We start from the raw sequence: 7,041 nt of genomic DNA on the forward strand, positions 1-7,041 counted from the left end.
ATATTACTGGAAATCAAAATTTCCAGTAATATTTGATTTATAAGAAACTATATTACACAAAATTATCTACAGTCTCGATTATTATAAGTTAAGCTTTAGTTTTTTCTTGAATCATAAACTTCTTTTTCTACATCAATGAAAATTTTAGCAATAACTTCATAGGCATTGCCCCAAGCTTCAAGGACTTCATCAGTTGCTGCATCTCCTAAAACTTCTTTAATAGAAATTAAAAGATTTGAACCAACTATTGGATAATGTCCTTCAGTAACTTGACGATCACAATGCACTTCAGCAATTCTTTTAACTACTGGTAAAATTGCTGGTAGATTATCTATATTTTGAGCAGCAGCTAAAATAGTCATCGCTAATGCTTTAGGTTGTTCACCAGAAGATTGTTTATCCATATTGAATAATGGTTTTACTTCGGGATTGTTTTTAAACATATTCTTATAGAAAGTTGTTGTTATTTCTAATCCATGCTCCTTTAAAACAGGTACTGTGCTTTTTATTATATCTATAGTTTTTTGATCTAACATATTTATCTCTCCTTTAAAATCATTATCTATTAATAATTATTATTCATGTCTGTGATATTAATATACCATATAAAAATTAAATGTGCAAATAAAATGCACATTTAAATTTGTGGTATAATTATCTTACCTTATATAAGAGGAGGAATTGTTTATGCAATTATCAAAGTTTACAGATTATGCATTTAGAGCATTAATATATTTAGCTAAAAACTCTGAGGAAAATGCAACAGTAGATATATTGGCAGAAAGATTAGAAATATCTTCACATCATTTAAAAAAAGTAATAAATAAATTAGCAAAGACAGAATATATAATATCTTCAAAAGGAAGAAATGGTGGATTAAAATTGGGAATGGATCCAGCTGAAATTAATTTAGGTAAGGTATTATTATTAACAGAAGAAAATTTAAGTTTAGTGGAATGTATGGGTGAATCAGGAACATGCCCACTATTAAGCAAAGAGTGTAAACTTAAGGGTATTATCTGCAAGTCATTAAATGTATTTGTAAATGAAATGGCTCAATATACGTTAAAGGATATAATGTAATAGATAATATATTGCAACAAAGTATTATATAAATATAATTATTTATAAACATATTGATAATACTAAATATTGATTAGTATTGTACAAAGTAAATAGGTTCATAATTTAAATTTACGTAAAAAAGGTGGATTATATATAATCCACCTTTTCCTTTATCAGATATTTTATTTGGTAATAGTTTTTTTTATTTATATGTTTAGTTTTATTATGCTACTAATTGAATTTCATGTAATTTGTTTAATGATTTAAATTCCTTAAATATTAAAACTGCTGTGATGACAACAGATAAGAAATCAGCACAAGCTCCAGCAGCCCAAACCCCATCTAATCCTATAAATAAAGGTAGAATTAGCGTAAATGGAATTAATAAAATTACTTGTCTAAGTAAACTAACAAACATAGACATTTTAGCTTTACCAATAGATTGGAAATAACTAGTAGCAACAATGTTAATTCCAACTATAGGCATCATTAATAAATACATTCTAACTCCTTTTATAGCAACAGCTGTAAGTTCAGGATCATTATTAAATAAACTTATTGCAAATTCAGGGAATAGTTGTATTAACATACCTCCTATTGTACAAATAACAGTAGCTGCAATAGTAGCAATTATAAATGTCTTTTTAGCTCTATCATATTTTTTAGCACCATAGTTAAAACCTATAATTGGTTGACAACCTTGATTAATACCAAAGATAGGCATCATAAATACCATATTAATTGAGCCTATTATAGTCATGGCACCTATAGATAAATCATTACCATAAGCTTTTAAAGAATTATTAGCGACAACTTGTACTAAGCTGTTAGCAATTTGGGTTGCAAAAGGGGCTATACCAATTGCAAAAGTCATCATGACTAAGTTTTTCTTTAGTTTCATATTTTCAACTTTTAATTTTAGATTAGAATTTCCTTTAGTATAGTAATAAAGTATTATAAAGAATGTAAGTGCTTGAGAAATAACAGTTGCAAAAGCAGCACCTTTAATTCCAATATTTAATACAAAAACAAATAAATAATCTAAAACGATATTGGTCCCGCATCCAATAATCATAGTTAATGAAGCTAGCTTAGGGTTACCATCAACTCTTACAGTACTATTTAATGCAAAAGAAAGAATATTAAAAGTACAACCACATAAAATTACAGTAATATATTCTTTGGCATAAAATAAAGTATTTTCACTTGCTCCAAAGATATTTAATATTGGATTTAAGAAAATAAGACCAATGATAGTAATTATAACACCAACTATTAAACTTAATGTAATAGCGCTACCAATTAGTTTTTCGGCTTCATCTCGTTTACCACGCCCAAGATTTAATGAAATATTTGCAGTTGATCCAATTCCTATAAGCATGCCAAAAGCTAAAAGAATTGACATTATAGGCATAGTTATTCCTACTCCTGTTAATGCAAGGGAGCCAACATCAGGAATACGTCCTATAAACATTCTATCTACAATATTATATAAAGCATTAACCATCATTCCTATTATTGCTGGAATAGAATATTTTAATAATAATTTTCCGATAGATTCCTCACCTAAGTGATTTTGATGTGCCATTTTTTTGTCCTCCTAATAATTAATTATTTCTTGTTACACTTTTAGAAAGCTTATTTAGTATAGTTAAGCTTTCAGATATTTCTTCAGGACTTAATTGATTAGTAAGCATGTTTTCCCATTTGGTTAAAACAGAAAAAAAGTCATTTTTAATATTAAAGGCTTTTGAAGTTAAGTAAATTCTATTTATTCTTTTATCAGTTGAATCTTTAAAACGAGTTACAAACCCAAGTTCTTCTAATTTTTTTACTGCTTTAGCAGTAGTGCCTTTATCTATGTTAAGCAATTCAGAAAGTTTTTCTTGACTGATTCCATCATTTTTATATAAATGAATCATGAACATATATTGTCCACTACCAAATCCAAATTTACTAAATTCTTTTGTGAAAAATACATTAGCCTGTCTATGAATTAAAGAAATATATTTACCTAAATATTCATTATTGCAGCTCATTTAAATAAGTCCTTTCTAATTAAATTTAAAAAATTAATAAGGTTATATATTACTTAATATATTATAAGAGCAATATAGTTGCAAATGCAACTAAAATTTTTACATATAAAAAATAGTACTTTTGGAAAAAATAAAATAAAATGGAGGAAATGATGAACGAAGTTGAAAGAAAATGAATGAATGTGAAAGAAAATGATTGACTTATTAAAAAAAAGAAGCTATTATTGAGATAAGGAAGTGATGTAAATGTTATCAGAAGAAAGACATAAATTAATTTTAGATAAATTAGAAAAAGAATCGGTAGTTTATTTAAATGATTTAGTTGAATATTTAAATACATCCGAATCAACTATAAGAAGAGATTTGATAGCTTTAGATAAGGCCGGATTATTAAAGAAGGTTCATGGGGGAGCTACATCAATAAAAGAAATAAGCATAACAACTATAGATGATAGAGTTGAAAATAGACAAAATTTAAATATAAATGAAAAAATAAAAATAGCAGAATATGCAGCATCACTAATTAAAGATAATGATTTTGTATATATTGATGCAGGAACTACTACTGAACTAATGATAAATTTCATTAACAATACAAAGGCTGTTTTTGTAACAAATGGAATTGTACATGCTAGAAAACTTATTCAAAAAAAATGTACAACTTATATTTTAGGTGGAGAGCTTAAGCTTGCAACAGAAGCTATAGTAGGAGCTGAAACAGTTAATGCATTAAGAAAATATAATTTCACTAAAGGCTTTTTTGGTGTAAATGGAGTAGATATTGAAAGAGGATTTACTACACCTGATATAAAAGAAGCGATGGTAAAAAGCGAAGCATTGCATAGAAGTAAAAAAAGATATATATTATGCGATAATTCTAAATTTGACGAAATAAGTTCTGTAACTTTTGCAGGTATTAAAGAAGCTAAAATAATAACTACAGTTTTGGAGAATAATAGATATAGACAAGAAGCTGAAATTTTGGAGGTAGAAAAATAATGATATATACTATTACATTTAACCCAGCATTAGATTATATAGTAAAAATGGATGATTTTAATTTAGGTCATGTTAATAGAAGTACTTGTGAGAATGTTTATGCAGGTGGTAAAGGAATTAATGTTTCTATTGTCTTAAATAATTTAGGAGTTAAAAGTAAAGCCTTAGGATTTATTGCTGGATTTACAGGTGAAGAAATCGAAAGAGAAGTAAGAGAATTTGGCTGTGATACAGATTTTATTAAATTAAAAAATGGAATGTCTAGAATAAATGTTAAGATAAAGGCTGATGTTGAAAGTGAAATAAATGGTGGAGGACCAGAAATTTCAGATGAAGCATTACATGAGCTTTATGGAAAGTTAGATAAATTATCTGAAGGGGATATTTTAGTATTAGCTGGGAGTATCCCAAAAACAATGCCAGTAGATATTTATGAAAGAATTATGGAGTCTCTTCAAGATAAGAGAGTCAAATTTATTGTAGATACAACTGGGGAATCGTTATTAAAGGTTTTAAAATATAAACCATTTTTAATAAAACCAAATCATCATGAACTTGGAGATTTATTTAATGTAAAACTTAAAGGAAATGATGAAATTATAGAATATGCTAAGAAGCTTAAAGATATGGGGGCAAGAAATGTACTTATATCTATGGCTGGTGATGGAGCAATTCTAATTAAAGAAAATGGGGATGTTATTACAAGTAATGTTCCAAAAGGTGAGGTTAAAAATTCTGTTGGAGCCGGTGATTCAATGGTAGCAGGATTTATTGCAGGATATTTAGAAGCAAACGAAGTAGAAAAAGGATTTAAATTAGGAGTAGCAACAGGAAGTGCTTCTGCTTTTTCAGAAGGTTTAGCAACAAAAGATTATGTTTATGAATTATTAAATCAAATCAATTAAATTTAAAGGAGGACTAAAAAGTGAAAATAACAGATTTATTAAAAAAGAATGGTATAGCACTTAATCCTAATGTAAAAACAAAGGAAGAAGCTATTAATAAACTTGTTGATTTAATGAATGAAACAGGAAGATTAAATGATAAGGAAGCTTATAAAGAAGCAGTATTAGCAAGAGAAAGCTTAAGCACAACGGGAATCGGAGATAATATAGCAATTCCTCATGCTAAGACAACTGCAGTAAAAGAAGCTGGTCTTAGTGCAATGGTACTTACTAATGGTATTGATTATGATTCATTAGATGGTGAACCGGCAAAATTATTCTTTATGATTGCTGCACCAGAAGGAGAAAATAATCTTCATTTAGATGTGTTAGCAAGATTATCTATGATGTTAATGGATCCTGAATTTAAAGATCAATTAATTAATGCTAAGAGTGTTAATGAATTCTTAGAACTTATTGATTCTAAAGAAAATGATAAGTTAAAGGCTGAAAGTGATAAAGAAGAAGCTCAAAAAGCACAAGCTAGTGGATATAGAGTATTAGCAGTTACAGCATGTCCTACAGGAATTGCTCATACATTTATGGCAGCAGAAGCTTTAGAAAATAAAGCTAAAGACATGGGAATTACAATAAAGGTTGAAACTAATGGTTCAGGTGGAGCTAAAAATGTTTTAACTGATGAAGAAATAGCTAATGCAGATTGTATAATAGTTGCAGCTGATAAGAAGGTTGAAATGGCTAGATTTGAAGGAAAGAAAGTTATTCAAACTAAGGTTGCAAATGGAATTCATAAAACAGAAGAATTATTAACTAGAGCTACTAATGGTGATGCTCCAGTATATCATCATGCAGGTGGAAGTGATAGCGAAGGCTCATCATCAGATGAAGGAGAAAGCTTTGGAAGACAAATATATAAGCACTTAATGAATGGTGTATCTCATATGTTACCATTTGTTATAGGTGGAGGTATATTAATAGCTATAGCATTCTTACTAGATAATTATAGTATAGATCCATCTAACTTTGGTAAGAATACACCAATCGCAGCATTTATAAAAACTATAGGTGAAACATCATTTGGATTTATGTTACCAGTACTTGCAGGATATATTTCAATGAGTATTGCAGATAGACCAGGTCTTGCAGTTGGTTTTGTTGGTGGTATGTTAGCTAACTTAGGTACAACTTATGCAAGTGCATTTGATTCTTCAGTATCTGTTATTAGCGGAGGATTCTTAGGAGCATTATTTGCAGGTTTTGTTGGTGGTTACTTAGTATTAGGATTAAAGAAGATATTTGATAAATTACCACAAGCATTAGAAGGTTTAAAACCAACTTTATTATATCCACTAATAGGTATAGGTTTAATGGGAGCAATCATGATATTCGTAAATCCTTTCTTTGGTGGAATAAATGAAGCAATCACACATTTCCTTAACTCAATGGGTGGAACAAGTAAAGTATTATTAGGTATTGTTGTTGCAGGTATGATGTCAATTGATATGGGTGGTCCTTTCAATAAAGCAGCATATGTATTTGGTACAGCATCACTTGCATCTGGAAACTATGAAGTAATGGCAGCTGTAATGGCTGGTGGTATGGTTCCACCACTTGCTATAGCTTTAGCATCAACATTCTTTAAGAATAAGTTTACTAAGAGAGAAAGACAATCAGCTCTTACAAACTATATTATGGGATTATCATTCATAACAGAAGGAGCAATTCCTTTTGCAGCAGCAGATCCATTAAGAGTTATACCTTCATGTGTAATAGGTTCTGCAACAGCAGGAGCACTTACAATGTTCTTTGACTGTCAATTAAGAGCTCCTCATGGTGGAATATTCGTATTACCTGTAATCGGAAATCCATTTGGATTCTTAGCAGCAGTTGTAATAGGTTCTGTAGTAGGAATGGCAATGTTAGCAGTATTAAAGAAAAAAGTAGTAGAATAATTTTAAAAGGGGCTGTCGCACTAAATAATTAGTGCGAGGCCCCTTTTGCAAAAAAAAAATAAATCCCAGACTCTATAAGCC

At 29.1% G+C, this 7,041-nt stretch carries 7 protein-coding genes; 4 read left to right on the top strand and 3 right to left on the bottom strand.

Annotation, left to right across the window (positions count from 1 at the left end; translation table 11 throughout):
• Nucleotides 1-95: 95 nt before the first annotated feature.
• A complete protein-coding gene (locus tag ABUA17_RS18080; RefSeq protein WP_042397844.1) occupies nucleotides 96-536 on the bottom strand; it encodes a globin domain-containing protein in 441 nt (146 codons plus the stop codon).
• 151 nt (nucleotides 537-687) lie between these two features.
• Here ABUA17_RS18080 and ABUA17_RS18085 point away from each other — a divergent pair, with 151 nt between their 5' ends.
• Nucleotides 688-1,083 (top strand): RrF2 family transcriptional regulator, encoded by a 396-nt coding sequence (locus ABUA17_RS18085; protein WP_042397842.1) that lies wholly within the window; start codon nucleotides 688-690, stop codon nucleotides 1,081-1,083.
• Between the two features lie 205 nt (nucleotides 1,084-1,288).
• Here ABUA17_RS18085 and ABUA17_RS18090 read toward each other — a convergent pair whose 3' ends face one another.
• Complete coding sequence (locus tag ABUA17_RS18090; protein WP_349818213.1) at nucleotides 1,289-2,653, bottom strand: MATE family efflux transporter; 1,365 nt, start codon at nucleotides 2,651-2,653, stop codon at nucleotides 1,289-1,291.
• Nucleotides 2,654-2,672: 19 nt separating this feature from the next.
• Nucleotides 2,673-3,104 carry a MarR family winged helix-turn-helix transcriptional regulator gene (locus ABUA17_RS18095; protein ID WP_055291282.1) on the bottom strand — a complete coding sequence of 144 codons (432 nt, stop codon included), beginning with the start codon at nucleotides 3,102-3,104 and terminating at the stop codon, nucleotides 2,673-2,675.
• A 246-nt stretch (nucleotides 3,105-3,350) separates the two neighbouring features.
• Here ABUA17_RS18095 and ABUA17_RS18100 point away from each other — a divergent pair, with 246 nt between their 5' ends.
• Genes ABUA17_RS18100 through ABUA17_RS18110 form a run of 3 tightly spaced genes read left to right on the top strand, consistent with a single transcriptional unit; the run spans nucleotide 3,351 to nucleotide 6,960 of the window.
• Entirely contained in the window at nucleotides 3,351-4,103 is a 753-nt protein-coding gene (locus tag ABUA17_RS18100) for a DeoR/GlpR family DNA-binding transcription regulator (RefSeq protein ID WP_195951320.1), read from the top strand.
• Nucleotides 4,103-5,008 (top strand): 1-phosphofructokinase, encoded by a 906-nt coding sequence (gene pfkB, locus ABUA17_RS18105; RefSeq protein WP_195951319.1) that lies wholly within the window; start codon nucleotides 4,103-4,105, stop codon nucleotides 5,006-5,008. Before ABUA17_RS18100 ends, pfkB begins: the two co-directional genes overlap by 1 nt.
• A 20-nt stretch (nucleotides 5,009-5,028) precedes the next feature.
• Nucleotides 5,029-6,960 carry a PTS fructose transporter subunit IIABC gene (locus tag ABUA17_RS18110; protein ID WP_042397829.1) on the top strand — a complete coding sequence of 644 codons (1,932 nt, stop codon included), beginning with the start codon at nucleotides 5,029-5,031 and terminating at the stop codon, nucleotides 6,958-6,960.
• The last annotated feature ends 81 nt before the right edge of the window (nucleotides 6,961-7,041 follow it).

Origin of the sequence: Clostridium sp. RTP31139st1_H3_RTP31139_211217, assembly GCF_040227035.1 — a bacterium.
Taxonomy (GTDB): domain Bacteria; phylum Bacillota; class Clostridia; order Clostridiales; family Clostridiaceae; genus Clostridium; species Clostridium saudiense.

Bases quoted from the DNA above. Each gene is read 5' to 3' on its own strand.
- ABUA17_RS18095 (WP_055291282.1), bottom strand. From the start codon at position 3,104: ATGAGCTGCAATAATGAATATTTAGGTAAATATATTTCTTTAATTCAT.
- ABUA17_RS18090 (WP_349818213.1), bottom strand. From the start codon at position 2,653: ATGGCACATCAAAATCACTTAGGTGAGGAATCTATCGGAAAATTATTA.
- pfkB (WP_195951319.1), top strand. From the start codon at position 4,103: ATGATATATACTATTACATTTAACCCAGCATTAGATTATATAGTAAAA.
- ABUA17_RS18080 (WP_042397844.1), bottom strand. From the start codon at position 536: ATGTTAGATCAAAAAACTATAGATATAATAAAAAGCACAGTACCTGTT.
- ABUA17_RS18085 (WP_042397842.1), top strand. From the start codon at position 688: ATGCAATTATCAAAGTTTACAGATTATGCATTTAGAGCATTAATATAT.
- ABUA17_RS18100 (WP_195951320.1), top strand. From the start codon at position 3,351: ATGTTATCAGAAGAAAGACATAAATTAATTTTAGATAAATTAGAAAAA.